Below are 26,307 nucleotides of genomic sequence, written 5' to 3' on the forward strand. Positions count from 1 at the left end.
CCGAACGGACCGGTCGAACGGACCGGTCGAGTGGTCCGGTCCAGCGGACCGATCAACAAGACTCAGGAACAAGGGAGTTCCCCCATGAGCAGAGCCCGTACGGTCCTGGTGATCGGCGGTGGCGCGGCCGGCAACGCCGTGACGATCCTGCTGCGCCGCGCCGGCCTCGCGGTGGACCTGATCGAGGCCAGGAACGACTGGAACGCCACCGCCGGTTCCGGCATCACCCTCCAGGGCAACGCCCTGCGCGTGCTGCGGGAGTTGGGTGTCTGGGAGGAGGTGGAGGCCGCCGGTTTCGGCTTCGGTTCGGTCGGCATCACCGCCCCCGACGGCACCGTCCTGCACGTGCAGGACGACCTGCGCACCGGCGGCGACGATCTGCCCGCCACCGTCGGTATGCAGCGGCCCCGGCTGCAGCGGATCCTGATCGGGGCCGTACGGGCCAGTGGCGCCGCGGTCCGCCTCGGCATCACCGCCGACATCGTGGACCAGGACGCGGACGGTGTCGGTGTCCGCTTCGACGACGGCTCCGAGGGCCGCTACGACCTGGTGATCGCCGCGGACGGCCTCGGCTCCGCCACCCGCGCCGCTATCGGCATCGCCGACAAGCCCGAACCGACCGGCATGGCCATCTGGCGGATCGCCGCCCCGCGCCCGGCGGGTCTGACCCGCACCGACCTCGCCTACGGCGGCCCGGCCCACATCGCCGGTTACTGCCCCACCAGCGACAGCACCCTGTACGCCTATGTCGTCGAGGCCAACCGCGAGCGCGCCTCGATACCGGCCGGGTCCCACGCCGACGAGATGCGGCGCCTGGCTTCCGCGTACGGCGGCTTCTGGCCGGAGATCACCGAGCACATCACGGATCCGGCGCAGGTCAACTACACCTGGTTCGAGCGGCTGTTGGTCGAGGGGTCCTGGCACCGTGGCCGGGTCGTGCTGATCGGCGACGCGGCGCACTGCTGTCCGCCCACCCTCGCGCAGGGCGCCGCACTGTCCCTGGAGGACGCGTGGGTGCTCGCGCAGTCGCTCACCGGGTCCGACGAGTGGGACGACGCGCTGTTCCAGGCGTACTACGAGCGGCGGATCGCCCGGGTGCGCCCGGTCGTGGAGGCCTCCGTGCAGATCGGCCGGTGGCAGCTCGACGGGGTGCGTGACGCCGATGTGCCCGGTCTGATGACCCGCACCATGACGATGCTGCGGGAGCTGCCGTGACCGCCCGCCCGTCGTCCGTCGGCCGCCCCGCGTCGGTCGCCGACGCCCGCCCCGTCCCGACCGTGGACGTGCACGCCCACGTCCTGCTGCCCGAGGTGGAGGCGCTGGTGGCCGGTCTGCCGGGGCTCGACGAGGCCAGGGCGCTGGACGCCCGCCGCAACGGCCCCGACGCCCTCGCGGTCAGCGGGCCGATGGTGCGCGAACGTGTCCCCAGGCTGACGGACCCTGCCGTGCGTCTGGCCGTGATGGACAGCCAGGGCGTGGACATCCAACTGGTCAGCCCCTCCCCCTCGCACTACCACTACTGGGCGGACGAGGAGACTGCCGAAAAGGTGTACCGGCTCGCCGACGAGGCGACGGCGGCGCACTGTTCGGCCGCACCCGACCGGCTGCGCGGCCTCGGGCTCGTACCGCTCCAGCATCCGGACCGCCTCGTGCCCGCTCTCGACCACGCCCTGGGACTGGGACTGGCCGGGGTGGAGATGTCAAGCCACGCCCCCGGGCGGGAGCTGTCCGATCCGGCGTACGAGCCCTTCTGGGCCCGGGCGGCGGAGACCGGCGCGGTCGTCTTCCTGCATCCCTTCGGGTGCACGCTCGACGAGCGCCTGGACCGGTGGTACCTGTCCAACACCGTGGGCCAGCCCACCGAGAACGCCGTCGCCCTCTCCCACCTGATCTTCTCCGGCGTACTGGACCGCCACCCCGGTCTGAAGGTGCTCGCGGCCCACGGCGGCGGCTACCTGCCCACCCATATCGGCCGCTCCGACCACGCCTGGGCGACCCGCTCCGACGCGGGCGCCGGCTGCGCGCGGCCGCCGAGCAGCTATCTGCGGCGGCTGTACTTCGACTCGCTGGTCCACGACCCGTACGTCCTGCGGGAGTTGGTCCGCGTCGCCGGGGCGGACCGGGTCCTGCTGGGCTCCGACTTCCCCTTCGACATGGGCACCGAGGACCCGGTCGCCGCCCTGCGCGCGGCACATCTGACCGAGGCCGACTTCGACGCCGTACGCGGTGCAAACGCCGCCGCCCTGCTCCACATCGCGCCCGCACACGACCCCGCCTGAACGCTCCGCCCGAGGAGGACTCATGAGCGCACGACCGCTCACCCATCTGCGGCACGTCGACCTCGCCGTGCCCGACTACGACAAGCAGCTCGACTTCTACTCCGGTGTCTGGGGCCTGACCACGGTCGCCGAGGACTCCGGTGTCTCCTTCCTGGCCGCCGAGGGCTCCCCGGAGCAGTACGTCGTGCGGCTGCGCAAGGCCGAGGAGAAGCGCCTCGACCTCGTCTCCTACGGGGCCGCGAGCCCGGCGGACGTCGACACCCTCGCCGAACGACTTCTCGCCGGTGGCGTGCGGTTGATAACCCGGCCGGGCAAGGTCGACACCCCCGGCGGCGGTTACGGCTTCCGCTTCTTCGACGTCGACGGCCGCACCATCGAGGTCTCCGCGGACGTCGAGGTGCGCCGGCACCGCCGTATCGAGGAGAAGGAGGCCATCCCCGTCAAGCTGTCGCACGTGGTCCTCAACTCCCCCGATCTCGACCGCACCCGGGAGTGGTACGAGCGCCACCTGGGCTTCCGGCTCTCCGACACGCTCAGCTCGCCGCACATGGGCGAGGTCATGCACTTCATGCGGATCAGCAACCAGCACCACTCCATGGCCCTGGCCAAGGGCCCGCACACCGCCCTGCACCACGTCTCCTTCGAGATGCGCGGCATCGACGAGTACATGCGCGGCTCGGGCCGTGTCATGCGGGCGGGCTTCCAGAAGATCTGGGGTCCGGGCAGGCACATGGCGGGGGACAACACCTTCACCTACTTCCTCGACCCGCACGGCAACACGGTCGAGTACACGACGGAGTTGGAGGTGCTGGACGAGGACAATTGGCATCCGCACGTCTACGACTTCTCGCGCCCCGAGGTGACCGACCAGTGGGGTACGGCCAACCCCATGAACGAGTTCGTCGCCAAGGAGTCCTTCAACGACCCCGACCGCGGCGTGTTCGTCGCCCCGCCCGTCTGAGGAGCCCGCCATGCGTTTCGCCACGTACAGGACCCGTGAGCAGCGACACCGCGGTCGCGTGGCCGTCGTGGAGGAGGACGGCACCCTCTTCCCGCTGCCCGGTGTCCACTCGCTGACCGCGCTGCTCGCGGAGACCGACGGCCTTCCCGGGCTGCTCGAAGCCGGCGCGGCGGCCCTCGACGTCCCGCCGGGCCCCCATGTCTCCCAGGTGCGGCTGCTGTCTCCCCTCCGGCCCGCATCCGTGAGGGACTTCGTCACCTTCGAGGAGCACGTCGAAGGTGTACGCCGCTCGGTCGACGGCGCCTCGGGCGTCCCCGGGCAGTGGTACGCGGCACCGACGTTCTACTTCACCAACCCCCATGCGGTGTACGGGCCCGGCGACGGCGTGCCCGTGCCGCCCGGGTCGGCCGCCCTGGACTTCGAACTCGAAGTGGGGGCCGTCGTCGGACGGGAGGGACAGGACCTCACGCCCGCGCAGGCCCGCGACCACATCGTCGGCTACACCGTCCTCGACGACTGGTCCGCCCGCGACCTGCAGTCCGCGGAGATGAGGGTCGGGCTCGGACCGTGCAAGGGCAAGGACACCGCGACCACCCTCGGCCCGTACCTCGTCACCGCCGACGAACTGGAGCGGTACCGGGACGACGAGGGCTTCCTGCGCCTGGCCCTGACCGCCGAGATCAACGGCAGGGTGGTCGGCGAGGACCTGCTGTCCAACATGAGCTGGACCTTCGAGGAGATGACCGCGTACGCCTCCCGCGGCACCCGGGTCGTACCGGGTGACGTCCTCGGCTCCGGGACCTGCGGCAACGGCGGCTGCCTCGCCGAACTGTGGGGCCTGCGCGGCGCACAGGACCCGCCACCGCTGAGGCCCGGGGACACGGTCACCCTCACCGTCGAGGGCATCGGCACGCTCACCAACACCGTCGTCCCGGGCGCCGATCCCGTACCCCTGCCGGCCGCTCGCCGACGAGGTCGGGAGCGGCCGGGGGCGGGCACGGTCACGCCCGTCGGTGGGAGAGGCGCCGCGCCAGCAGGGGAATGATCACGGCGGCGGCCACCACATGGGACACGGCGAGGACGACCTGCGTGGACGTGGCGGTGTGCGGGGCGACGGCGGGGCCCACCAGGGACAGCGCGGTCAGCGCGACGGTCGTCACCACGAACGTCCGCGCGGGCCGCTCGGCCCAGCGGGCGAGGGCCATGGCGAGGACGACCCCGACGACCGCCCAGAACAGCACGCCCCCGGCGAAGCCTCCCACCGGGATCTCGGCGGCCTCGGTGGCCCCCGGACTTGCCGCGTCCATCGGTACTCCGGAACCCCGTGCGGCGAGCGCGAAGGCTTCGGTCACGACGGCGCCCGCGAGGACCGCCACCACCCCGACCTGCCACACGGGACGCGTGGCGAGGGACCGGGCGGTGGTCTGGCTCTGAGGTGTGGTGGCGCTCATGGCTGGTTCTCCTGTCGGTCGTTCGTGGCTGATTGCCTTTCACAGAGTCAGACCGGGATACGGCCGGAAACTGAGCGGTCGTCGGGCAGACGTTTTCCGCCGTCGGAAGACGGCAGGTCCAGGCCCGTCCGCCGGCCGCGCGCACTTGCGTCCCACCCTCCGCCGTCCCACCCCTCCACGGCGGTTTGTTACGCTCCCGGGGCCTCCCGCGGGGGAAGTCCGGTGAGAGTCCGGCGCTGACCCGCAACGGTGTGCGTGGGGACCTGGTGGTCCCCGCGCGAGTCCGATCGCCCGTGGGTGGCGCGACCCGTCGACTGCTCGCCGTGGACTGCGAGAGGGGACCGCACGGCCGGTCACGGCTGTACGGGGCCGTCTCCTGATGGATGTTCACCAGGCGGCCCCATCCGAAGGACCGCCCGACCGTGCGCCGAAGTCCGACCAAGATCTCGCGTCCCGCCAAGACCTCCCGACCGGACCGGACCCGGACACCCGTGCCCTGGCTCGTTCTCGGGCTGGCCCTGCTGCTGCTCGTGTCGCTGGTGTGCGGCGTCGGGCTCGGGGCCGCCGGGATCGGCTGGGCGGACGTCTTCCGGTTCCTGTGGGCCGGGGTCACCGGCGGTGGCATCGGCACCCGCGACGTGGCCTCGTACACCATCGTGTGGGAGATCCGGCTGCCGCGTGTGGTGCTCGGCGCGGTCGTCGGGGCGGGGCTCGCCGCCGTCGGTGTGGCGGTGCAGGCGATGGTCCGCAACGCGCTCGCCGATCCCTTCGTGCTGGGCATCTCCTCGGGTGCCGCGGTGGGTGCCAACGCCGTGATCCTGCTGGGGGCGTTCGCGGGTCTCGGCGTGTGGGCGCTGTCGGTGTCGGCGTTCGCCTCGGCCCTCGCCGCGATGGCCCTCGTGTACGCGGCGGCCCGGTCGGCGCACGGACTCACTCCGCTGCGGCTGATCCTGACCGGCACGGCACTGGCGTACGGCTTCGAGGCGATCACCACGGTGATGGTGTTCGGCGCGGCCCGGGGCGAGGCCGCCCGCTCGGCGATGATGTGGCTGCTGGGGAGTCTGGGCGGGGCGACCTGGGCCCAGGTGCCACTGGCCGCCATGACCGTGGCGGCCGGGTGGGCGTGGCTGCGGTGGCGGGCCGAGTCGATCGACGCGCTCGCCATGGGTGACGAGACCTCCGCCGCGCTCGGAGTTCAACCGGGGCGGCTGCGCCGGGAGTTGTTCCTCGTCACCGCCGCCGTCACCGGGACGGTGGTGGCCGTCAGCGGGGCCATCGGGTTCGTCGGACTGATGGTGCCGCATGTCGTACGGATGATGGTGGGCGCCGATCACCGCCGGGTGCTGGCCGTGGCACCGCTCGCCGGAGCCGTTCTGCTGGTGTGGGCCGATCTGCTGTCCCGGCTGCTGCTCGCCCCCGCCGAACTGCCCGTCGGGGTGATCACCGCGGTCGTCGGGGTGCCCGCCTTCCTGCTGCTGATGCGCCGCGGCGGTTACGCGTTCGGGGGCCGCTGATGGCAACCGCCCTCTCCATTCCGCCGGGCACCGGGTCCGGCACCAGGAGGATTCATGCGGCTTGATCTGGAGGGTGTCACGGTCGAGATGGCCGGGACCCGGCTGGTCGACGACATCCAACTCGCCGTGGCGAGCGGGGCCTTCGTCGGGCTCGTCGGTCCGAACGGCAGCGGCAAGTCGACGCTGCTGCGCTGTGTGTACCGGGCGCTGCGCCCGGCCGGCGGTGTGGTGCGGCTCGACGGGGACGACGTACACGCCATGGACCCCAGGGCCACCGCGCGGGTGCTGGCCGCGCTGCCGCAGGAGTCGACGGCGGAGTTCGACTTCACGGTCACCGAGGTGATCGCCATGGGGCGGCTGCCCCACCGTGGCCGGACGGCCGCGGCGGACCGGGAGATCTGCGCCGACGCCATGGCGCGGACCGGGGTGGCCCACCTGGCCGACCGGGGCTTCCTCGCCCTGTCCGGCGGCGAGAGGCAGCGCGTGCTCATCGCCCGCGCCCTCGCCCAGCAGCCGCGAGTCCTCGTACTCGACGAACCCACCAACCACCTCGACATCGCGCACCAGTTGGACGTCCTGTCCCTGGTCCGGGGCAGCGGCCCGACCGTGCTGGCGGCCCTGCACGACCTCAACCTGGCCGCCTCCCACTGCGATCTGCTGTACGTGATCTCGCGGGGCCGGGTCATCGCCTCCGGGCCGCCCCACGACGTACTGCGGCCGGAGCTGCTCGCCGAGGTGTTCGGCGTCCGCGCGCACCCCGTACGGCATCCGGAGACCGGCGCCGTCCAGCTTCTCTTCGACCTCCTCCCGCCCACCGCGTGAGACCCACCCCGGTAGGACCCACCCCTGAAGGCCTCTCCCGTAAGGACGTTCATGCGCAAGCTGCTCTCCGCCGCCCTCTGCCTCGCCGCGACCGCCGCCCTCTCGGGCTGCGGCGCCACGGTCGAGAAGTCCGAGTCCGGGTCCCAAGGCACCAAGTCCTCCTCGGTCACGCTCACCAACTGCGGCCGGAAGGTCACGTACGAAAAGGTCCCCCGGCGGGTGGTCACCAACGACGTCGGTATCACCGAGCTGATGTTCGCGCTCGGTCTGGAGGACCGCATGGCCGGGTTCGCCATGCCCGACGACAAGGGCGATCTGACCTCCGTGCCGTGGAAGGACGGCTACGACGAGGTCAAGTGGATCTCGAAGGACCAGCTCACCAAGGAGAACGTCCTCGACGCACGCGCCGACCTCGTCTTCGCGGGCTGGAACTACGGCTTCCGCGAGGACGGCGGATTCACCCCCGACGCCCTGCGCAAGCTCGGTGTCCCCTCGTACGTCCTCACCGAGTCCTGCCGCAACGGCCGTACGGAGTCCTCGCGAGGCATCATGCCGCCGCTGGAGGCGCTCTACACCGACCTCACCAACCTCGGGAAGCTCTTCGGGGTGGAGAAGAGGGCGGCCACGCTGATCGCCGGTTTCCGCGAGCAGATCGCCGAGGTCGAGGACAAGGCCCCGAAGGAGAAGCCCGAGGTCTTCCTCTACGACAGCGGCCAGGACCAGCCCTTCACCTCCGGCCGTTACGCCGCCCCCGAGGAGATCATCGACAGGGCCGGCGGGGTCAATGTCACGCACGACATCGAGGACTCCTGGACCACCGTCGGCTGGGAGACCGTCGTCGAGCGTGACCCGGACGTCATCGTGATCTGCGACTACGGTGACGTGAGCGCCGAGCGGAAGAGGAAGTTCCTGCTCTCCTACGCTCCCCTGCGCAACGTCTCCGCCGTCAGGCACAAGCGGATCTTCGTCCTCGACTACGTCGACCTGGTCGAGAGCCCCCGCAACCCGTCGGCGATCGCCCGCCTGGGTACCTACCTGCGGACGGTGGCTCAGGACCAGGACTCATAGTGGACGCTCGGCTCAGGTCCCGGTGGCCTGGGCCGCCGCCCGTCCCGCCGCGCGGCCCGAGAAGAGGCAGCCGCCGAGGAACGTGCCCTCCAGGGAGCGGTATCCGTGGACGCCGCCGCCTCCGAACCCGGAGACCTCACCGGCCGCGTACAGGCCGGGCACCGGCGTACCGGTCGCGTTCAGGACCCGGCCGGAGAGGTCGGTCTGGAGGCCGCCGAGGGTCTTGCGGGTCAGGATGTTGAGGCGAACGGCGATGAGCGGCCCGGCACTCGAGTCCATGATCTTGTGGGCGGCGGCCGTGCGGCTGATGCTGTCCCCGGGGTAGGCGAGGGCGTTGCGGATGCCCATGACCTGGAGGTCCTTGGTGTACGGGTTGTCCATCTCCCGGTCACGGGCGTCGATCTGGCGTTGCAGGTCGGCCAGGTCGATCAGGCCGTCGCCGGTCAGCTTGTTCATGCCGCGGACGAGTTCCGACAGGGAGGTGGCGACGACGAAGTCCACGCCGTTCTTCTTGAACTTCTCGATCGGCTCGGGGGTCTGCCAGATGCGCGAGAGGAGCTTCCAGATGTTCTTCTCGGTGAGGTCCGGGTTCTGCTCGGAGCCGGAGAGCGCGAACTCCTTGGCGATGATCTTCTGGGTGGTGACGAACCACGAGTAGTCGTATCCGGAAGCGGTGATCGACTTGAGGGTGTGGAGGGTGTCGTAGCCGGGCATGTCGGGCGCGCCGAAGCGTTTGCCGGTGGCGTCGAACCACATGGACGACGGGCCCGGCAGGATGCGGATGCCGTGCCCCGGCCAGATGGGGTCGTAGTTCCTGAGGCCCTCGGTGTAGTGCCACATGCGGTCGGGGTTGACGATCCGGCCGCCGGCCTTCTCGGTGATCGCGAGCATCCGGCCGTCCACATGGGCCGGAACTCCGGTGATCATGGTCTTGGGCGGGGTGCCGAGCCGGGCCGGCCAGTTCTGCCGTACGAGGTCGTGGTTGGCGCCGATGCCGCCGGAGGTGACGATGACGACCGGGGCGCGCAGCTCGAACTCGCCGACGACCGTGCGGGAACTGGGCTTGCCCCGGGCCGCGTCGCTCGGCTCGAGAACGGCGCCCCGGACGCCGGTGACGGCTCCGCCGGTCGTGACGAGGCCGTCGACGCGGTGCCGGAACTTGAAGGTGACCTTCCCGTCCGCGACCGCGGCACGCACCTTCTTCTCGAACGGTTCGACGACCGCGGGACCCGTGCCCCAGGTGACGTGGAAGCGCGGCACCGAGTTGCCGTGTCCGTCCGCGAGGCCGCCGCCGCGCTCCGCCCAGCCGACGATCGGGAACCACTGCACGCCCAGACCCGCGAGCCAGGAGCGCTTCTCCCCGGAGGCGAAGTCGACGTACGCCTCGGCCCACTTGTAGGCCCAGTGGTCCTGGCCCGACCTGTCGGTGATGCCTCGGTCGAAGCCGGCCGTGCCCAGCCAGTCCTGCCAGGCCAGTTCCTGGGAGTCCTTGATGCCCATCAGCCGCTGCTCGTCGGAGTCGACGAGGAACAGGCCGCCGAAGGACCAGAACGCCTGGCCGCCGAGATTCGTCGCCGGTTCCTGGTCGAGGAGCAGTACCTTGCGGCCCGCCGCGGCCAGCTCCGCCGTGGCGACCAGGCCGGCGAGCCCGCCTCCGACGACGATCGCGTCCGCGTCCGAGGACGCGGCCGAGGCGGCGAAGGCAGGCGCCGTCGCCTGCGCGAGGGCGGTGGCGGCGAGTGCGCCGCCCGCCGCCGTCAGGGCGCGGCGCCGTGTGATCGCGGCCAGGGCTGGGGAGTTCTCCATGGACTGCCTTCCGGAGGAGACGGAGGAGATGCGAGGGGCGAACGGTGGAGGGAGCGGGAGACACCGGGGGTGTCGCTGGGGATGCCGCTGGGACAGCTGCGCTGTTACCGTCGGTAGCCCACAGGGAATCAGGTTGTCACATCAATGTGGTAGTGGCCGGACACCAACATGCGGGCGGCTTCGTTGTGTCCCGGCGACAGCGCGGACGGACAACGGCCCGCCAACGGCCGGATAGCGGACGGAGAACGGACTCATGACTGTCGTCCACGAACGCGAGCCGGTCACCGAGATCCTGCGGACGATGGCCGTCGACAACGATGTGTGCGGCGAGCTCGTCCGCGCGGCCCGGGCCCACTCCCCCGAGGTCGCCCGGCTCACCGAGGCGGAGAGCCGCTCCCACGTCACCGCCATGATCCGCGCCGCCGGTGAGTGGTTCGCCACCTTCGACCGGGTCGAGCAACAGGACTTCACGGCAGCCCTGTTGCTGGGGGCCGACCGCGCGGGCCAGGGTGTGGCGATGACCGCGGTGCTGCGAGGGGTTCAGGCCGGGCTGAGCCGGGCATTGGAGATCACCGTCGACCGCTGCCGGGCGGCGGGAGTGCCGGACAGCACGCTGCTCGGCGTCGTCCTGCGCCTCAACGAGTACGGCGCCGCGGTCGAACGCCATGTGATCAACGGCTACCGCGCCGCGGAGCGGGCCACCCCGCACGAGAGCGTCGAGGTCCGCACGAACGTGCTCCGGAGGCTGCTGGTCGGCGGAGTCGTCCCGTCCCCGCTGGAGATGGCCGGGGCCGGGATGCGGCCGGGCGGCGGACCGCACCACTGCGTCGTCGCGGACGCCGGCAACCCCGCGGCCGTGCGCCTTCTCACGGACCGGCTCTCCGGGCTCGGCGCGGTGTCCGGACTGATCGAGGGACGGCTGGCCGGCCTGAGCGGACGGATGCCCGGGATCGGGGAAGCGGGCGCGTCGGCGCTGGTCGTGGTCTCACCGGCCGCTCGACTGGAGGAGATCCGCCCGCTGTACCGGCTCTGTGTCCGGGCCGTGGACATCGGTGTACGGCAGGGGCGTCAGGGTCTGTACGAACTGACCGACCTCGCCGCCGAGATCGCCCTCGCCGACCAGCCGCTGCTGGGCGCGCATCTGAGCGCCCGACTCCTCGGCTCACTCGACGAGTCGGACGCCTTTCACCGCCAACTCGCGGTCACGGCGCTGACGTTCCTCGACAACGGCCGGCGTCTCGACCAGACCGCGACGGCCCTGTTCACTCACCCCAACACCGTCCGCTACCGGCTCGGCCGCCTCCAGCAGATCACCGGCCACGCACTGACCGACCTCGCGTCCGGGCCGCTCCCCGAACCACTGAGCACCCTGAACTGGTGGTGGGCCCTGACCACGTGGCTGCGACAGGACCCCGAGCCGCTGTGATCACCGGGCTCAGCCGTCGAGTTCGGGATCGCGGTCCCCCTTGCGGTCGCGGCGGGCCAGCAGGCGCTGGGCGCGGGTCAGGCCGTCGGGGAGGTTCCTGCGCAGCGCGGCGCGGGCGGCGTTGGAGCCCGGGGCCCCGTGCACACCGCCTCCCGGGTGCGCGGAGGCCGATGCCAGGTAGAGGTTCTTGACGGGTGTCTCCGGGCGTCCGGTGCCCGGCACGGGCCGGAAGAAGAGCTGCTGGTGCAGGGCCGTGGTGCCGCCGTTGATGGCACCCCCGTGCAGGTTGGCGTCGAGCGCCTGGAGGGTGGGCGGGGCCAGGATGCGCCGTGCCCTGATCAGGGCACGGAATCCGGGCGCGAAGCGCTCGACCTGGCGCTCGACCCGGTCGGCCATGAGCTCCTGCTCCTTCGCGTCCCAGGTACCGGTCAGTCCGTCGTCACCGGCGTCACCCTTGATGCGGTGCGGGACGTGGGTGTAGGCCCACGCCGACTCGGTGCCCTCGGGCGACCGGGTCGGATCGGCGGTCGTCATCTGCCCGAACAGCGCGAACGGCCGGTCCGGTACCTGCCCCATGGCGATCTGTGCCGCGAACCGGGTCAGCTCGTCGACGCCGTCCGCCAGGTGCACGGTGCCCGCGCCCGCGGCCTCGGGGGCCTGCCACGGTACGGAGCCGTCGAGGGCCCAGTCGACCTTGAAGGTGGCGAAGTCCCACTGGAACCGGCGCAGGTCGGCCAGCACCCGGGGCGGGAGATCGGCGCTGTCGACCAACTCGCCGTACAGGGCGGGGGCCGACACGTCCGCGAGTACGGCACGGCCGGCGGACACCGTCTCACCGGACGCCGTGCGCACCGCCACGGCCCGCCCCTGCCGGACGACGACGCGGCTCACCCGTTCCCCGCACCGCAGGACACCGCCGCGCTCCCGCAGCCGCCGTGTCAGCGCGTCGATGAGGGCACCCGAACCACCGACGGGAACGGGGAATCCGTACGTCTGGCCCAGCATCGACATCAGCCAGCCGAAGCCGCCGCTCCCCGCGGCCTCGGGAGCGAGGTCGGCGTGCAGCGCGTTGCCCGCCAGCAGCAGCCTGCCGCCCTCTCCGCGGAACTCCTCCTCGCCGAGGCGTCGTACCGGCAGCACCATCGAGCGGGCCAGGCGCAGCCCTCCTGCGGTCCGCAGGCGCAGGCCGAGGCGGGCGCCGGCACGCACCGGCGGGAAGGGCGTGAACAGCGCTTCCAGCAAATCGGGACGTAGCCGGTCCCAGATCCGGTGCAGCTCGCGCCAGGCGTCGCCGTCGCCGTCGGCGAAGACGTCCAGGGACGCGGCGGTGTCGTCGACGTTCCGTCCGAGCACGGCGCAGCGGCCGTCGGACAGCGGGTGGGCCAGCACGTGCGGCGCATGGCTCCACCGCAGCCCGTACCGCTCCAGGTGCAGTCCGGAAAGGACGGGCGAGGCGGCGGCCAGCGGATAGAACGAGCTGAAGAGGTCGTTCGTGAAGTCCGGGTCGACCCCGTGGTCGTGCCGGACGGCGCCGCCGGGCTCGTCCTGTTCCTCCAGGACCTCGACGCTCCAGCCCTCGTCGGCCAGGAGGTTGGCGGCGACCAGCCCGTTGGGGCCGGCTCCGATCACTACCGCGTCCGGCATGGCCGCCTCCCGTCCCGCCCGGTCACGCGGACCTCGTCTTCGTGCGGACGGGCTGTGACCGGCCCTGCCCGTTCTCCTCGCACACGTCGGCCAGCCGCTTGAGCATGGCCCGGTGCCGCAGCTGGATGAGTCCCTCGACGGCCACGTTGTGCATGACGCCGCCGGCGCCCTGCAGCGGATGCTCGTCGATGATCACGAGCGTGTACTCGCCCCAGGGCCGCAGTTCGATGGCGATACGAGCCGTGCCGAGGGGACCCGCGATCGCTTCCAGTTCCAGCTCGCGCCCCTCCACGCAGGCCCGTACGACCGACTCGTTGCGCAGGGTCCAGAACCCGGCCCGCACCTCGTAGCCGATGGCGGAGTCCACCTGCGGCCACTGACCGCGCACGGGGTACGAGGACGCGGTACCCACCACCCAGTCCGCGTACCGGGTGCCGTCGGCCAGGACGGCCCACACCTCGCGTGGACTCTTCTTGATGAGCCTGTGGCGTACGGCCACCGCTGCCTCCCTGGTCTCGCATGTGCTCGTGCGGAGTGATCGGTCCCGAGTCCCCCCGCATCGGGGGTTCAACCGAGTGACGCGCCTCAGGTGTCTCCGGGACCGTCCGCGCGGCCGCCCGCGCCGAGCAGACCGGTGGGGCGGAAGGGCTCCCGGGCGGCCAGCCGGGGCAGGGCCCGGCGTGACACGCGCATCACGACCGGCGGCAACGCGGCACGGCCCAGTTGGGCGGCGAGGAGCCAGCGGGGCACGTACACCGAGGTGCGGCGCCGCTCGACGGCCCGCGCGAGACGGGCCGCGACGTACTCCACCGGAAAGACGCGGCGGGCGGGCGGCGGCATGTGGCCCCGCAGTTCCCGCAGCACGGCGTGCTGGTCGGCGTCGCGGATCATGTCGGTGTCGGTCCAGTTGAGGTAGGCGATCCCCACCGCGACACCCTGATGCGCCACCTCGGCCCGCAGGGAGTGGGCGAAGGCCTCCACGCCCGCCTTGGAGGCGCAGTAGGCGCTCATCATCGGCGACGCGCCGATCGAGGCCAGCGAGGCGACCTGCAAGTAGTAGCCCGCCGTGTCCACCAGGTCCGGCAGGAAGGCGCGCGCGGTGATCGCGCTGCCGGTCAGATTGACGTCGATCACCCGGCGCCAGGACGCCGCGTCCGACTCGACGAAGGGGCCGCCCTCGGCGATGCCCGCGTTGGCGATCACCACGGACGGCTTTCCGAGCGTCCCGCGTACGTCCCGGGCGACGTCGGCCATACCGGCGTCGTCGGTGACGTCGACCTCCCAGCCGGCCGACGGGGTCGGCAGTTCGGCCGCCAGGGCGTCCAGGGCCGGTTTCTCGTGCCCCAGGAGCGCGAGCCGGGCGCCACGACGGGCCAGGTCCCGGGCCAGGGCGGCGCCCACTCCCCGGGCGGCCCCGGTCACCACCACAGTGCGGCCACGCAGCGGATCGTGTTCCACGGGTCTCCCTTCGTGCGGGCTCTTGCCGGCCCCGAGTCGTCGGGGACGATTCCCGGTGGCGGCGGTATCCGGATGCGGGCGGGGTCGCCCGTTTCCATCGGACCACGATTCGGTGAGGGGCACATCGTGGGCCGCCTCGGGGGCGATGCTCCCCCCGGCGTCCCGCCTTGTCGGGTCGTGTGTCGGCCGCGGGCCGGCCGTGGCTGATCGTGCGGTTCCCCGTGCCCCTTGCGCGGGCGGGCCGGTGTCGCAGTCCCGCGGTCGAGACGGGGCGCGGCGACATCAGGGAACTCAGTGGCCTCGTCAGAGTCATTGACGAGCTCCGGGCTGGACTCTAATTTCTGATCGATCTCCCGAACCGCGTTCGAAATATCGACCCACGGCATCCGCCGGGGTCCTTCGTCACGCCCGCACCCGCTTGGAGACCCCCATGAGCGCAAGACCCCAGCCGTCCCGACGCCTCTTCCTCGGCATGGCCGCCACCGCTCCACTGGCCGTGTCCGGCGTGCTGACCCTCGGCGCCGGTACCGCCCACGCTGCGGACTCGGCCTACGTGATGTGCTACTTCACCGAGTCGACCAGCCTCGGCCCCGGCACCGACTACGGGCTCCATCTCGCCGTCAGCACCGACGCGCTCAACTGGACGCCGCTCAACCAGAACAACCCCCTGGTCACCCCCACGGCGGGCGCCCTCGGTCTGCGCGACCCGTTCCTCATGCGCAAGCAGGACGGCACCTTCGTCGTCATCGCCACCGACCTCAAGGGCACCGACTGGAGCTACAACAGCCAGTACATCCATGTCTGGGACTCCGCCGACCTGCGCACCTTCACCGGCTACCGCCGCCTCAAGCTCCACGACATGACCACCCACAGCTGGGCACCCGAGGCGTTCTGGGACGCCGGCCGGGGTCAGTACGCGGTCATCTACTCCTCGGTCGACTCCAGCGGCCACAACGTGATCATGGTGAACTACACCGGCGACTTCGTGACCGCGTCCGCCCCGCAGGTGTTCTTCGACCCCGGCTACGACGTCATCGACGGTGACATGGCCGTCGGCGTGAACGGCTACAACTACCTCTTCTTCAAGAAGAACCAGACACTGGTGGCCGCGCGGTCCACCTCCCTCACCCCGGGCAGCTTCACCGAGTTCGGCGCGGGTGTCGCGCACGGCGGCACCGAGGCCCCGACCGTGGTCAAGTCACTGACGTCGAACACCTGGTACCTGTGGGGAGACACCTACACACCCAACGGTGTCTTCTACGCCTGGCAGTCCACCAACCTGGCTTCCGGCACCTGGACCGCGCTCGACCAGAAGACCTACACCCAGCCGGTCAACTCCAAGCACTGCGGCATCGCGACGATCACCACGACCGAGTACAACAACCTGCTCGCCAAGTGGGGCGCCCCGGCCTGGAACCGGCTCAAGTCGTACAACTACCCGGACCGTTACGTCCGGCACGCCAACTACGCCGCCCGCGTCGACGCCTACCCCTTCGACCTGTACACCGACTCGCAGTGGAAGCTCGTCCCGGGCCTGGCCGACAGCTCCGGTGTCTCCTTCCAGTCGGTCAGCCACCCCACCCGCTATCTGCGGCACTACAACTACGCGCTCCAACTCGACGTCAACGACGGCACGTCGACGTTCGCGGCCGACGCGACCTTCTACCGTACGGCGGGCCTCGCCGACTCCTCCTGGGCGTCGTTCCGCTCGTACAACAACCCCACGCGTCACATCCGGCACTCGAACTACGTGCTGCGCATCGATCCGGTCTCCACGGCCACGGAGCGGCAGGACGCGACGTTCCGCGCCGGGTACTGAGCCGGCGCGTCGGGTACTGAGCCGGCGGCGAGGCGGGTATCCACCACCCGGCGAGTCGCATACGAGCCGACGATGATCGCCTATCTTGGCGCGTATGCAGTCATACACGATCGGCCAGGCGGCGCGTCTGCTCGGGGTGAGCCCGGACACCGCGCGGCGCTGGGCGGACGCGGGCCGGATGGTCACGCACCGGGACGAGGGCGGGCGACGCCTCATCGACGGCAAGGATCTGGCCGCCTTCTCCGTCGAACTGGCCAAGGGCGGCGACGAGGAGGAGGCCTCGTACACCTCCGTCCGTAACGCCTTTCCCGGCATCGTCACGGCTGTGAAGCTCGGTGATGTCGCCGCCCAGGTGGAGATCCAGGCCGGGCCGCACCGGCTGGTGTCGCTGCTGACGCGGGAGGCCGTGGAGGAGCTGGGTCTTGAGGTCGGGGTGGAGGCCACCGCCCGGGTCAAGTCGACGAGCGTGCACATCGACCGGACCTGAGAGCGGGCCAGAGGGTCCAGTGGACCCAGGGGTCCCGGGGGTGGCCTCCGCCGGTCAGCCCCGGCGCGAGCGGTCCGAGCGATCCGTCACTTGGTGACCGAGTACGAGTGCGCGCCCGCTCCCGCCAGTGCGCCGCCGTCCACGATCAGGTACTCCTCGCGGATCGGGCGGCCCGCGAGCCAGGACTCCAGGATCTCGCGGGTGCCCGCCGCGTAGCGGGCCTGCGCGGAGAGCGAGGAGCCCGAGATGTGCGGGGTCATGCCGTGGTGCGGCATGGTGCGCCAAGGGTGGTCGGTGGGGGCGGGCTGCGGGTACCGGACATCGCCCGCGTAGCCGGCCAGCCTGCCGCTGCGCAGGGCCCGGTCGACGGCGTCCCGGTCGGCGATCTTCGCCCGTGCCGTGTTGACGAGGTACGCGCCGCGCTTCATTTGGCCCAGTAGCTCGTCTCCGAAGAGTCCTTCCGTCTCCGGGTGCAGCGGCGCGTTGATGGTGACGACGTCGCAGTGCGGGACCATGTCGGCCGCGCTCTCGTGGAAGGTCGGACCCAGCTCGCGTTCGACCGTGCCGGGGAGCCGGTGGCGGTCGGTGTGGTGCAGCAGCCGATCTGCCGGCTCGTGCCCGGACGGGCGGTGCCGCCCGCCGCCACGGCCGGCAGTCGCGCGCCGAGACACACACCGAGGACGAGGACCTCGGCGTCCAACGCGGCCCGCAGCAGCGACAGTTCGGCCGTGCGGGTCGCGAAGGCCGGGGAGTCGTAGTACGCGGCCATGGGCCCGCCCGTCACCACCGGCGCGGCCGGCCCGGCGGGTGACTCGGGCACCGGGTCCCCCGCCCAGGTCCGGCACACGCGCACCGGCAGCCCCACCGCCGCCAGCGCGGCACCGATGGCGTACGGGCCCTCGTGGGGCAGGTGCTGGACGACGAGGACGCCCGTCGGTTCGACCCAGCTCACAAGGTGTAGCCGCCGTCCACGCGGATCGCGCTGATGCCGCTGATGTGCCGGGCGCCGCAGCGGTCCTGAGGCAGCACCAGCTGTGGTCCCGTGGCGTCGAGCGGGCTGTCGTCCACGGTGGCCGCGAGCAGGACGGGTGCGCGGCCGAAGTCGGGGTCGATCTCCGCCCAGGTCAGCAGCGCGTGATGGCCGTCCCTGCCGGACACCGCGATCAGGAAGCGCAGGCGTTCCTTGCGGCGGGCGGGGTCGAATCCGGGACCGGCCGCCATCAGCACCTCGTGCAGCAGCGGTCCGGTGAAGCGATGGCGCTGGATGCCGCTGGTCGCGCACTCGAAGCTGACCGCGGCCTCGTGCTGGGGCCAGGCGAGCAGGTCGGGCACCGTCAGCCGGGCCGGACGGGTCAGATCTCCGGTGAGGGCGAGCTCCGCCACCGGGCCGGCGGCCGTACCGGTGACTGCGAAGGACTGACTCACGGGCTACCACCTCCCGGACAACCGTACCCGGACGCACCTCCCGTGCAAACGCACATGCCACCCTCGCCGATCACTGTTCCTGCTTGTGCGAAGCGACAGGAGCCTTTCCCCTCGCATCTGCGGCAGTATCATCTACGCGTGCACACCTACCGGATCGGGGACGCCGCCACCTTGCTCGGTGTCAGCGCCGACACCGTGCGGCGCCTTGTCGACGGCGGGCGGCTCACCGCCGAACGCGACGAGCAGGGCCGCCGGATCATTCCCGGTACGGCCCTCGCGGCCTATGCCCGGCAGGTTCACCGGGCGGAGCGGGAGCCGACCGGATCCTCGGCCCGCAACCGCCTCTCGGGCATCGTCACCGACGTGCTGCTCGGCGATGTGTCGGCGCAGGTGGAGATCCAGGCCGGGCCGTTCCGGGTGGTGGCGCTGGTCAGCCGTGAGTCGGCCGAGGAGTTGAGGCTGGAGCCCGGTGTCCCGGCGGTTGCCGTGATCAAGTCGACCGACTTGGTCGTCGAAAGACCGTAGACGGTCCGTCAGGACCACAGATGATTGTGTCCGTCAGGACCAGAGGGAGTGGACCGTGATGACCCGTACCGCGCGCCGGAGCCGTCGGACCCTGCAGGTGGCCGGCGCAGGCGCCGCCCTGCTGGCGCTGAGCGCCTGCTCGTCGTCGGACGACGACTCCTCGGCGAAGTCGGACTCCGCCAAGTCCTCCTCGTCGGACAGGCTGTCCGGCACGGTGACCGTGTTCGCCGCGGCCTCCCTCAAGGAGAGCTTCACGACGCTGGGCAAGGACTTCGAGAAAAAGCACCCGGGCACGAAGGTCACCTTCAGTTTCGGCGGCAGCGACTCGCTGGCCGCGAGCATCACGGGCGGCGCCCCCGCGGACGTGTTCGCCTCCGCCAGCCCCAAGACGATGAAGATCGTCACCGACGCCGGGGACGCGTCGGGGACGCCCGCCACCTTCGTGCGCAACCAGCTGGAGATCGCCACCCTGCCGGGCAACCCCGACAAGGTCTCCTCCCTGAAGGACCTCACCGGGTCCGACCTCAAGGTCGTGCTGTGCGACAAGGAGGTGCCCTGCGGCGCCGCCGCCCAGAAGGCCCTGGACGCGGCGAAGCTGAAGCTCACCCCGGTCTCCTACGAGCAGGACGTCAAGGCGGCGCTGACGAAGGTCGAGCTGAAGGAGGCCGACGCGGCGGTCGTCTACAAGACCGATGTGCACGCGGCGGGTGACAAGGTGGAGGGTGTGGAGTTCCCCGAGTCCGCCGACGCCATCAACGACTACCCGATCGCCTCGCTCAAGGACGCCCAGAACACCGAGGGCGCCAAGGCGTTCATCGCGCTGGTGCGATCCGCCGAGGGCCAGAAGGTCCTGACCGGGGCCGGGTTCCTCAAGCCGTGACCTCCTCGAACGACAAGTCCGGCGCCGCGGCCGACACCCTGCGAGGTGGGCCGCGGCGCCGGCGCGTCCGGACAGGCGACGGCGCCGGTGGCCGAGGGGTGCCGCTGCCTCTGCTGGTGCCCGCACTGATCGGCCTGGCGTTCCTGATCGTGCCGCTGATCGCCCTGCTCGTACGCGCCCCCTGGCGGAGCCTGCCGGACCTGCTGACCAGCGCCGAGGTGTGGCAGGCACTCCGGCTCTCCCTGGTCTGCGCCACGGCGGCGACCGCGGTGAGCCTGGTCATCGGCGTGCCGCTGGCCTGGCTGCTGGCCCGTGTCGAGTTCCCGGGGCGCGGCCTCGTACGAGCCCTGGTCACCCTCCCCCTCGTACTGCCGCCGGTCGTCGGCGGCGTGGCCCTGCTGATGGCCCTCGGCCGTAACGGCATCGTCGGGAAGTGGCTGGACTCCTCGTTCGGGATCACGCTGCCCTTCACCACCACCGGGGTCGTCATCGCCGAGGCGTTCGTCGCCATGCCGTTCCTCGTCATCAGCGTCGAGGGCACCCTGCGCGCCGCCGACCCGCGCTACGAGGAGGCCGCCGCCACGCTCGGCGCCTCCCGCTTCACGGCGTTCCGCCGGGTCACGCTCCCGTTGATCGCGCCCGGCATCGCGGCGGGCGCGGTCCTTGCGTGGGCGCGGGCGCTCGGCGAGTTCGGCGCGACGATCACCTTCGCGGGCAATTTCCCCGGCCGTACCCAGACCATGCCGCTGGCCGTGTATCTGGCCCTGCAGAGCGACCCGGAGGCCGCCATCGCCCTCAGTCTGGTCCTGCTGGCCGTGTCCGTCGCGGTGCTGGCGGGCCTGCGCGACCGTTGGATGACAGCAGGATGACCGAACCCCGATACGCCGCCGACGCCGACGCTGACGCCGAATCCAACGCGAACGCTGCTCACGGCGTACGCGCCGACGGCCTTGGTGCAGCCGGTACCTCCGGCACCTCCGACGTGGGCCTCGACGCCCGTCTCGTCGTCGAGCGCGGCACCTTCCGTCTCGATGTGGCGCTGCGCGTCGCACCGGGCGAGGTCGTCGCCCTGCTCGGCCCGAACGGCGCGGGCAAGACCACCGCCCTGCGCGCCCTCGCAGGCCTGACACCGCTCACCGGCGGCCGTCTGCGGCTGGACGGCACGGCGCTGGAGCGTACGCCGCCGGAGTCCCGCCCGGTCGGTGTCGTCTTCCAGGACTACCTGCTGTTCCCCCACCTGAGCGCCCTGGACAACGTGGCCTTCGGACCGCGCTGCCAGGGAGCGACCAAGGCGGAGGCACGCGCGCAGGCCGCCGAGTGGCTGGGGCGACTGGGGCTCGCGGACCATGCCGGGGCCAAGCCCCGCCGGCTCTCCGGCGGTCAGGCCCAGCGCGTCGCCCTGGCCCGCGCGCTCGCCACCCGTCCCCGGCTGCTCCTGCTCGACGAACCGCTCGCCGCGCTGGACGCCCGCACCCGTCTGGAGGTGCGCTCCCAGCTCCGCCGCCATCTGGCCGAGTTCGAGGCCGTCGCCGTCCTGGTCACCCACGATCCGCTGGACGCCATGGTGCTGGCCGACCGCCTGGTCGTCGTCGAGGACGGCCGGGTCGTCCAGGAGGGCGCCCCGTCCGACATCGCCCGCCGCCCCCGCACGGACTACATCGCCCAGTTGGTCGGCCTGAACCTCTACCGGGGCGACGCCGACGGCCATGCGGTGCTCCTCGACGTCGGCGCGCCCATCACCACCACGGAGGCCCTGTCAGGGCCGGTCTTCGTGGCGTTCCCGCCGAGCGCGGTCACCCTCTACCGCGACCGGCCCACCGGGGTCAGCGCCCGCAACCTCTGGGCCTGCGAGGTCGCGGGCCTGGAGACCCACGGAGACCAGATCCGCGCCGACCTCACCGGAGAGCTGCCGCTCGCCGCGGACCTGACCACGGTCGCCGCGGCCGAACTCGATCTGCACCCGGGCGCGGCGGTCTGGGCAGCGGTGAAGGCTGCGCAGACCCACGCCTATTCGGTCTGAGCAAACCCACGCCCATCCGTCCGAGCAGCACGCACACGCGAAGGACGCGCGCCGCTTTGACGCGGGCCACGGTCTGCGAGGTGCCGCCCGCGACACTCGTCGCAGATTCGAGGAGGTCGAAGCGGGTGCCGCCCGCGCCCGGCTACGGTGAGCCGCACCTGCACCACAAACGCGACAAAGCACCCCTTCTCATGTGAGGCGTTCCGTCATGAGCCTGAGCATCCGCAACCAGATCCCCGGCACCGTCACCTCCGTCACGTCCGGTGAGGCGATGTCGACGGTCAAGGTCCGCCTCGACGGCGGCCAGGTCCTCACCGCGGCGATCACGCTGGAGTCCGTCAAGGACCTCGGCCTCGCCGAGGGTTCCGCCGTCCGCGCGCTGGTCAAGGCGACGGAGGTCGCGGTGGCCACGGGCCCGGTGGAGGGCCTGTCCATCCGCAACCAACTGCCCGGCACGGTCACCGACATCACCACCGGCGGGGCCATGGCCTCCGTAAGGATCACCGTCGACGGGGGCGAACTGACCGCGGCGATCACCAAGGACGCCGTAACCGACCTCGGCCTGGAGACCGGCACCTCCGTGGTCGCCCTGATGAAGTCGACCGAGGTCTCGCTCGCGACCGCGTGAGGCGACGGGCGATTCGGGGCGGTCGCGTCAGGAACGGGCCACTCGGGAACGGTCGCCCCGGGGAGCCGATCCGATCCGGTGCCTCACCGCCGCCGTCATGATCGCGTCACGAAAGCGGGGGTGCGCGTCAAGCATCCGTCAGGGAGGCGGCTCGGCCCCCGGCCGACGGGCATAGCTTCGCTGGAGCGCCCGGCCGATCCGGCCGCGCGGCGCACGTCACGTCGCCTTCTGCGAGGAGCAGCCCGATGTCTGCGATCGATCACTCCGAGGACCCCGAGCCCTCCGAACTCGTCCCGGCCGGACTTCTCTTCGTCCCCGTCCGGTCGGGGCCCGCGGGCTGTACGGCCCGCTTCTTCCGCACTCCCCTCGGCGGCCGTACGGCCGTCGGATTCACCTCGGCGGCGAAGCTCACCGCCATGCTGGGCACCGAGCAGGCCCGCATCAGGCTCTCCGAACCCGCGCTGCGCGCCCTCGCCGCGCCGCTGGGCATCACGGCCCTCACGGTCGACCCGCGGCTCTCCGCTCCCCCGGCCGCGCCCGCGACCTCCCAGGCCGACGCCGCCGACGCCGACGCCGATGCCGATGCCGACGCCCATGGACCAGGGCACTGGTGGCACGACCGGCGCCCGCGGCACGCCACTGCCCTGCGCGTGACCGGTGCCGCTGCCGCTGTCGGCGTGACCGGTGCCGCTGCCGTCGTCGCGTACCTGAACCTGCTGATCGGCTGAGGAGGCGCCCACCATGACCGTTTCCCTGCACTCACCCCTCCCGTCCCCCCTCCCCTCGGACCTGCTCTCGGGCCCGCCCTCGGACCCCGGGGCCCCGTCCCGGCTCATCGGCGACGACACCGACGCCGACGCCGACGGCCTGTCGTCCGTCTGGCCCCGTTCCGCGCGCGCCGGGGCCGACGGAGACGTCTCCGTCGGCGGGGTCTCCCTCGCCGAGGCCGCCGACCGCTTCGGCACCCCCGTGTACGTACTCGACGAGCAGGAGGTCCGGGAGCGCTGCCGCGCCTGTCGCGCGGCGTTCCCGGAGGCCGACGTCGTGTACGCGGCGAAGGCGTTCCTGTGCCGCGCGGTGGCGCGCTGGGTGATGGAGGAGGGGCTGGGCCTGGATGTCTGCTCCGCCGGAGAGCTGACGCTCGCCGTCACCACGGGCTTCCCGCCGGAGAGGATCGTGCTGCACGGCAACGCCAAGAGCCCCGAGGACCTGCGCACCGCGCTGCGGCTCGGGGTCGGGCGCATCGTCGTGGAAAGCGTCTCCGAGATCGCCAGGCTGGCCGCGGCCACGCCCGCCGGCAGCCGCCGACAGGTGATGGTGAGGGTCGTGCCGGGCGTCGCCGCCGGTGGCCACGCCAAGGTGCGCACCGGCACCGACGACCAGAAGTTCGGCCTGTCCATCGCGGACGGCTCCGCGCAGCACGCGGTGGCGCGGATACTCGACCAGCCGCACCTGGAGTTCGTCGGTCTGCACTGCCACATCGGTTCGCAGATCGACTCCGTGAAGCCGTACGTGGCCGCGGTACGGCGCATGGTCGGGCTGATGGCCAGGATCCGGGACCAGCACGGCGTCGCCCTGCCGCAGCTGAACATCGGCGGCGGGCACGCCATCGCCTACCGCCCCGGCGAGGCGGCCCTCGACGTGGGAGCCCTGGCCGACCGCGTCCACGCAGAACTGGCGGACGGCTGTGCCCGGGCCCGTCTGCCCGTACCGCGGCTCACGCTGGAACCGGGGCGGGCAATCGTCGGGCCCGCCGGGATCGCGATCTACCACGTACTGGCGGTCAAACGCACCGGCGAGCGCACGTTCGTCGCCGTGGACGGTGGCATGAGCGACAACCCGAGGCCCGCGCTGTACGGGGTGCGGTACGCGCCCCGGCTCATCGGACGCCTGTCGTCGGCGCCGCCCCGCACCGTCACGGTCGTGGGCCGGCACTGCGAAGCGGGTGATGTCCTCGCGGACGAGGTGGCGCTCCCCGGTGACGTACGGCCCGGCGATCTCCTCGCCGTCCCGGCAGCCGGTGCCTACCACCTGTCCATGGCTTCCGGTTACAACCTGGTGGGCCGGCCCCCGGTCGTCGCGGTGTCGGACGGGATCGCACGCGTACTGGTACGCCGCGAATCACTGGACGACATGAGCCGACGCGACGTGGGCCTGTAGGACCGTGTTCCTCGCCCGGCCTCGGCCCGGTTCTCCGCCGAAACCCGGCCGCGGACCGGCGGGGTTCGGTTACGTGGGCGACGCGAGGCTGCCTTGCCGCACAGGCCGTGCCCCCGGCCCCGGCACCGGACATCGGCGTCGGCGGCACCGGGAGCTACGGGGGGCCGGCCTACGTGGGCCCGTACCGAGACGGAACGGTGCCCTCGGGCAGCGCGCGTCTACGGTTTCTACGGTGCGGAGTCCCACTCGTGCGGTCGTCCGCCACGCCATTCCACCCAGCTGGGATCGTCCAGCAGCTCGGCGGGGTTGGACAGTCCGGCAGCCTCCAGGAACACGATCAGATCGCTGTCGGAGTGGGCCAGCCCCAGGATCTCGGCCCGGCCGTCACGGTGCACACTCACTCGTCGGCCGCCGCTCGCGGCGGGCCGGTGCACAACGATCAGTGCGCTTTCCACGGCATCCAGAGTGTCTCCTCCCCTCAGGTCGACGCAGCCCGGTCCGGGCGCACGCGTCGCTGGTCACGGCAAGGCAGGACCGGCCGCGGGAGCGGTCAGCGGGCCCGGGGTGCCCCCCGTCGCCGCTGTGCCGGCGGGGGCGGAGGCGGCGAGAAGGTGTCCTCCTCATCGTCCAGTGGCGGCAGCTCGATGGTGTACTGCGGCTGGAGAAACAGATCGTGGTGCTGGGGCACGACGGACGAGGCCGCCGCGTCCTGAACGGGACGTGCAGGGTCGCGATGCGAAGAGGCAGGCATCCAAAACCATCCGGAGTCGGGAGTCGCGCGGATCAGAGGCGGAGCTGTCGACCGATGACCATCGGTACCTGCCTACCTCGCGCGCTACTGCCCATTAGATCCTATCGGCGCCCTGAGAACGAAAGGGCGCGGTGCGCGGAATGGTTTGGATGGGTGATCCACGTCTCCGCGCGCCCCCTCCCAACACCGCCGGACGGGGTGCGCGGTGACCGCCGAACGGACCGGGCAGCGACCGCCGGGCAGGATGAAAAGCCAGGGCGCGGCCCGGCTTTTCAGGGGCGCGGGGAACTGCGCGACCCGCCCTCGCCGGCCCGCAGACGGCCCGTGCTCCGGACGCGCCCTCGGCCGGTGCCGGCCCCCCTTATAAGCTGCCCCCGTGGATCGAATCCTCGTGGTGGGCGTGACAGGCGCAGGCAAGTCCACGCTGGCCAGAGCGGTCGGCCGGCGCCTGGCCGTGCCGTACCACGAGATGGACGCGCTGTACTTCACAGGCCCCGGCTGGGCCGCAAACGACAAATTGGCCGAAGAGGTCGCGCGGGTCACCTCCGAACCCCGCTGGATCATCGACTCGCTCGGCTATCCCGAGGTCCGGGACCTGCTCTGGGCGAGGGCCGACACCGTGCTCTGGCTCGACTACGGAAAGCGCGTAGTCATGCCCCGCGTCCTCCGCCGCTCCCTCTGGCGCACCGTCACCCGCGAGAGTCTCTTCGGCGGCAACAGAGAGACCTGGGCCGGCTGGCTGAGCAAGGAGCACCCGGCCTGGTGGGCCTGGTCCCAACACGCGGGCCGGCGCCAGGAGATCGAACACCGCACGCGAGATCCCCGTTTCGCACCCCTCGACACACTCCGGTTCTCCCGCCCCGACGACACCGCGGCCTGGCTGTCCTCCGTGTGACCTGGCCTGAGCGCCAAGGTGACCTGACCCGACCGGAACGTCAGTGTGGCCTCACCTCACCCGAGCGTCCGGGTGCCCTGATCCGACCTGACCCGAGGCAGGACACACCGAGGCCCTGACGACCGCACGCGGCGCCTCGTCCACCTCATGGACCGCTCACAGAATCACCTCCGCACCGCCGTCCGCAACCACCCTGACAACACCGGTCGATTGAAACCGTTCAATTGTCGACGTGCTCGCACGCGCCCGGCCACACCACAGCAACAACCCCACCCAACGTCCCGTCAA

General features: G+C 71.8%; 25 protein-coding genes and 1 pseudogene. 18 read left to right on the forward strand and 8 right to left on the reverse strand.

Going from position 1 to position 26,307, the window contains the following annotated elements; all coding sequences use genetic code 11:
* The first annotated feature begins 84 nt into the window (after positions 1 to 84).
* From OHS59_RS04570 to OHS59_RS04585, 4 genes are read left to right on the forward strand one after another with little or no spacing between them, the layout of a single operon-like run.
* On the forward strand, positions 85 to 1,215 hold the full coding sequence (locus OHS59_RS04570; RefSeq protein ID WP_328492092.1) for an FAD-dependent oxidoreductase: 1,131 nt from the start codon (positions 85 to 87) through the stop codon (positions 1,213 to 1,215).
* Positions 1,212 to 2,279, forward strand: coding sequence for an amidohydrolase family protein (locus tag OHS59_RS04575; protein ID WP_328492093.1), 1,068 nt, complete (start codon positions 1,212 to 1,214; stop codon positions 2,277 to 2,279). Before OHS59_RS04570 ends, OHS59_RS04575 begins: the two co-directional genes overlap by 4 nt.
* Before the next feature lie 22 nt (positions 2,280 to 2,301).
* Complete coding sequence (locus OHS59_RS04580) at positions 2,302 to 3,240, forward strand: VOC family protein (RefSeq protein ID WP_328492094.1); 939 nt, start codon at positions 2,302 to 2,304, stop codon at positions 3,238 to 3,240.
* Positions 3,241 to 3,250: 10 nt separating this feature from the next.
* Positions 3,251 to 4,285, forward strand: coding sequence for a fumarylacetoacetate hydrolase family protein (locus OHS59_RS04585; protein WP_328492095.1), 1,035 nt, complete (start codon positions 3,251 to 3,253; stop codon positions 4,283 to 4,285).
* Here OHS59_RS04585 and OHS59_RS04590 read toward each other — a convergent pair.
* Positions 4,242 to 4,691 carry a DUF6069 family protein gene (locus tag OHS59_RS04590; RefSeq protein WP_328492096.1) on the reverse strand — a complete coding sequence of 150 codons (450 nt, stop codon included), beginning with the start codon at positions 4,689 to 4,691 and terminating at the stop codon, positions 4,242 to 4,244. The genes OHS59_RS04585 and OHS59_RS04590 overlap by 44 nt on opposite strands.
* Positions 4,692 to 5,074: 383 nt before the next feature.
* On the opposite strand from OHS59_RS04590, the gene OHS59_RS04595 reads away from it, so the two are divergent.
* Genes OHS59_RS04595 through OHS59_RS04605 form a run of 3 tightly spaced genes read left to right on the forward strand, consistent with a single transcriptional unit; the run spans position 5,075 to position 8,095 of the window.
* A complete protein-coding gene (locus OHS59_RS04595; protein WP_443061380.1) occupies positions 5,075 to 6,205 on the forward strand; it encodes a FecCD family ABC transporter permease in 1,131 nt (376 codons plus the stop codon).
* 54 nt (positions 6,206 to 6,259) lie between these two features.
* Entirely contained in the window at positions 6,260 to 7,027 is a 768-nt protein-coding gene (locus tag OHS59_RS04600; protein ID WP_328492098.1) for an ABC transporter ATP-binding protein, read from the forward strand.
* Between the two features lie 51 nt (positions 7,028 to 7,078).
* Entirely contained in the window at positions 7,079 to 8,095 is a 1,017-nt protein-coding gene (locus OHS59_RS04605) for an ABC transporter substrate-binding protein (protein ID WP_328492099.1), read from the forward strand.
* A gap of 12 nt (positions 8,096 to 8,107) precedes the next feature.
* On the opposite strand, the gene OHS59_RS04610 is transcribed toward OHS59_RS04605, so the two are convergent.
* Positions 8,108 to 9,901: an FAD-binding dehydrogenase gene (locus tag OHS59_RS04610; protein WP_328492100.1), complete on the reverse strand. Its 1,794-nt coding sequence runs from the start codon at positions 9,899 to 9,901 to the stop codon at positions 8,108 to 8,110.
* 253 nt (positions 9,902 to 10,154) lie between these two features.
* Between OHS59_RS04610 and OHS59_RS04615 the strand changes: the two genes are divergently transcribed.
* Positions 10,155 to 11,327, forward strand: coding sequence for a PucR family transcriptional regulator (locus OHS59_RS04615; protein WP_328492101.1), 1,173 nt, complete (start codon positions 10,155 to 10,157; stop codon positions 11,325 to 11,327).
* Positions 11,328 to 11,336: 9 nt separating this feature from the next.
* Here the strand turns inward: OHS59_RS04615 and OHS59_RS04620 are convergent, their stop codons facing one another.
* The 3 genes from OHS59_RS04620 to OHS59_RS04630 all read right to left on the reverse strand — a co-directional run bounded on the left by OHS59_RS04620 (position 11,337) and on the right by OHS59_RS04630 (position 14,429).
* The gene (locus tag OHS59_RS04620) at positions 11,337 to 12,971 is read right to left on the reverse strand and encodes a phytoene desaturase family protein (RefSeq protein ID WP_328492102.1); all 1,635 of its coding nucleotides are present in this window, start codon (positions 12,969 to 12,971) and stop codon (positions 11,337 to 11,339) included.
* A gap of 22 nt (positions 12,972 to 12,993) precedes the next feature.
* Positions 12,994 to 13,470 carry an SRPBCC family protein gene (locus tag OHS59_RS04625; protein ID WP_328492103.1) on the reverse strand — a complete coding sequence of 159 codons (477 nt, stop codon included), beginning with the start codon at positions 13,468 to 13,470 and terminating at the stop codon, positions 12,994 to 12,996.
* A gap of 86 nt (positions 13,471 to 13,556) precedes the next feature.
* Complete coding sequence (locus tag OHS59_RS04630; RefSeq protein ID WP_328492104.1) at positions 13,557 to 14,429, reverse strand: SDR family oxidoreductase; 873 nt, start codon at positions 14,427 to 14,429, stop codon at positions 13,557 to 13,559.
* Positions 14,430 to 14,859: 430 nt separating this feature from the next.
* Here OHS59_RS04630 and OHS59_RS04635 point away from each other — a divergent pair, with 430 nt between their 5' ends.
* Both OHS59_RS04635 and OHS59_RS04640 read left to right on the forward strand, forming a co-directional pair.
* Entirely contained in the window at positions 14,860 to 16,248 is a 1,389-nt protein-coding gene (locus tag OHS59_RS04635; RefSeq protein WP_328492105.1) for a glycoside hydrolase family 43 protein, read from the forward strand.
* A 94-nt stretch (positions 16,249 to 16,342) separates the two neighbouring features.
* Entirely contained in the window at positions 16,343 to 16,735 is a 393-nt protein-coding gene (locus tag OHS59_RS04640; RefSeq protein ID WP_328492106.1) for a TOBE domain-containing protein, read from the forward strand.
* An 86-nt stretch (positions 16,736 to 16,821) separates the two neighbouring features.
* On the opposite strand, the pseudogene OHS59_RS04645 reads toward OHS59_RS04640, so the two are convergent.
* Together OHS59_RS04645 and OHS59_RS04650 are read right to left on the reverse strand one after the other, a co-directional pair.
* Positions 16,822 to 17,346, reverse strand: a pseudogene (locus OHS59_RS04645) (NAD(P)-dependent oxidoreductase); the annotation flags it as partial.
* 337 nt (positions 17,347 to 17,683) lie between these two features.
* Positions 17,684 to 18,160 (reverse strand): molybdopterin-dependent oxidoreductase, encoded by a 477-nt coding sequence (locus tag OHS59_RS04650; protein ID WP_328492107.1) that lies wholly within the window; start codon positions 18,158 to 18,160, stop codon positions 17,684 to 17,686.
* 138 nt (positions 18,161 to 18,298) lie between these two features.
* Between OHS59_RS04650 and OHS59_RS04655 the strand changes: the two genes are divergently transcribed.
* From OHS59_RS04655 to lysA, 7 genes are all read left to right on the forward strand, one after another.
* Positions 18,299 to 18,685, forward strand: coding sequence for a TOBE domain-containing protein (locus OHS59_RS04655; protein WP_328492108.1), 387 nt, complete (start codon positions 18,299 to 18,301; stop codon positions 18,683 to 18,685).
* A 58-nt stretch (positions 18,686 to 18,743) separates the two neighbouring features.
* Positions 18,744 to 19,565, forward strand: a complete 822-nt coding sequence (gene modA / locus OHS59_RS04660) for a molybdate ABC transporter substrate-binding protein (protein ID WP_328492109.1) — start codon at positions 18,744 to 18,746, stop codon at positions 19,563 to 19,565.
* Complete coding sequence (gene modB / locus OHS59_RS04665; RefSeq protein WP_328492110.1) at positions 19,562 to 20,434, forward strand: molybdate ABC transporter permease subunit; 873 nt, start codon at positions 19,562 to 19,564, stop codon at positions 20,432 to 20,434. The genes modA and modB overlap by 4 nt, the downstream gene beginning before the upstream one ends.
* A complete protein-coding gene (locus OHS59_RS04670; protein WP_328492111.1) occupies positions 20,431 to 21,585 on the forward strand; it encodes an ABC transporter ATP-binding protein in 1,155 nt (384 codons plus the stop codon). The genes modB and OHS59_RS04670 overlap by 4 nt, the downstream gene beginning before the upstream one ends.
* Positions 21,586 to 21,793: 208 nt before the next feature.
* On the forward strand, positions 21,794 to 22,213 hold the full coding sequence (locus OHS59_RS04675) for a TOBE domain-containing protein (protein ID WP_328492112.1): 420 nt from the start codon (positions 21,794 to 21,796) through the stop codon (positions 22,211 to 22,213).
* A gap of 245 nt (positions 22,214 to 22,458) precedes the next feature.
* The gene (locus OHS59_RS04680) at positions 22,459 to 22,941 is read left to right on the forward strand and encodes an SAV_915 family protein (protein WP_328492113.1); all 483 of its coding nucleotides are present in this window, start codon (positions 22,459 to 22,461) and stop codon (positions 22,939 to 22,941) included.
* Positions 22,942 to 22,954: 13 nt separating this feature from the next.
* A complete protein-coding gene (gene lysA, locus OHS59_RS04685; protein ID WP_328492114.1) occupies positions 22,955 to 24,373 on the forward strand; it encodes a diaminopimelate decarboxylase in 1,419 nt (472 codons plus the stop codon).
* 227 nt (positions 24,374 to 24,600) lie between these two features.
* Here the strand turns inward: lysA and OHS59_RS04690 are convergent, their stop codons facing one another.
* Positions 24,601 to 24,828, reverse strand: a complete 228-nt coding sequence (locus OHS59_RS04690; RefSeq protein ID WP_328492115.1) for a hypothetical protein — start codon at positions 24,826 to 24,828, stop codon at positions 24,601 to 24,603.
* Between the two features lie 672 nt (positions 24,829 to 25,500).
* On the opposite strand from OHS59_RS04690, the gene OHS59_RS04695 reads away from it, so the two are divergent.
* Positions 25,501 to 26,019 carry an AAA family ATPase gene (locus OHS59_RS04695; protein WP_328492116.1) on the forward strand — a complete coding sequence of 173 codons (519 nt, stop codon included), beginning with the start codon at positions 25,501 to 25,503 and terminating at the stop codon, positions 26,017 to 26,019.
* Positions 26,020 to 26,307: the final 288 nt, after the last annotated feature.

The organism is Streptomyces sp. NBC_00414, assembly GCF_036038375.1.
Taxonomy (GTDB): Bacteria; Actinomycetota; Actinomycetes; order Streptomycetales; family Streptomycetaceae; genus Streptomyces.